Source organism: Nocardia sp. CY15, assembly GCF_009829295.1.
Taxonomy (GTDB): Bacteria; Actinomycetota; Actinomycetes; order Mycobacteriales; family Mycobacteriaceae; genus Nocardia; species Nocardia sputi.
On sequence record NZ_VUOT01000101.1, the window covers coordinates 1 to 1,023 of the forward strand.

Genomic DNA, 1,023 nt, shown 5'->3' on the forward strand with positions numbered 1-1,023 from the left:
TCAACAGGCAAGGGGCACAACCCCGATCGGTGAACCAGTGGTGGCATGCAGGCGCCGGAGACCCGAATTCTCACCCCGGCCGGCCGTGCCGGGCGAGGGCTTCGAGCCCGTCACCGAGTTTGAATGTCAGTGAGGACTCGTTTGACGGCGATCCCCTTGGAAGCGAAGTATTTTCGCGCACGACGCCAGAACATGACAGCGGTTTCCTTGCGTTCGTCGGGCAGGATTTCGCTGTAAGCCAGTCGCGAGTAGTCATCGACTGCGTTGTGCAGGTAGCTGCAGCCGACATGGCTTTTACCGTTGCTGCGCAGTGTTTTTCCGGGCGTACGGGTGCGGTTGCGGGCGCCGGCGCGGCGGCCGACCACACGGTGCCCGCCGCCGTCGGGGATGTTGCCGAGTTTCTTGATGTCGACGTGCACCAGGTCTCCCGGTGCGCAGTGTTCGTAGCGGCGTACCGGTGCTGCGGTGGCACGGTCGAGCCATCGCAGTCTGGCCATCCGGTAGCGGGCCAGGACGCGGTGCACTGTCGAGGGATGCAGTCCGAGCAGGTAGGCGATGCGGGCCGGTCCCCACCGGCGCAGTAGCCGGACCTTGATAATGCGGCGCTCGGTGCGGGTCGGTGTCCGGTTCGGGTTGCGGTGCGGGCGGCTGGACCGGTCGCTCATCCCAGCGGTGCCGACAGTGCGGTAGCGGTCGGCCCACCGTTCAGCGGTGGTCGCTGACACTTGGAATCGTTCGGCGGCTCGGCGCAGCGGCCAGCCATCGTCGACGACGCACCGCGCCAGACGCAACCGACCCAGTTCTGACAGCGGGGCATTACGGTGGGACTCAGTGTGAGACTTCCGTTGCCGCCGAATGCGGTGGTAGATCAGCTCCGGTCGCGGGGTGACTCTTACGGTGTCAACGTCGGTCGAATCGTGACCCGGCTTGTTCGCTGGAATCTTGACCCACCCTTTGGTTGGTTTCAGTCGTTGGTTTTGGCCGCGGGGACGCGGCCGAGGTCTCGGTCTTTGAGGCGGTAGC

Annotated in this window: 1 pseudogene; it reads right to left on the reverse strand. The window is 65.4% G+C overall.

Annotation, left to right across the window (positions count from 1 at the left end):
* Positions 1–125: 125 nt before the first annotated feature.
* A pseudogene (locus tag GVY39_RS33770) lies at positions 126–857 on the reverse strand (leucine zipper domain-containing protein); the annotation flags it as partial.
* Positions 858–1,023 lie beyond the last annotated feature (166 nt).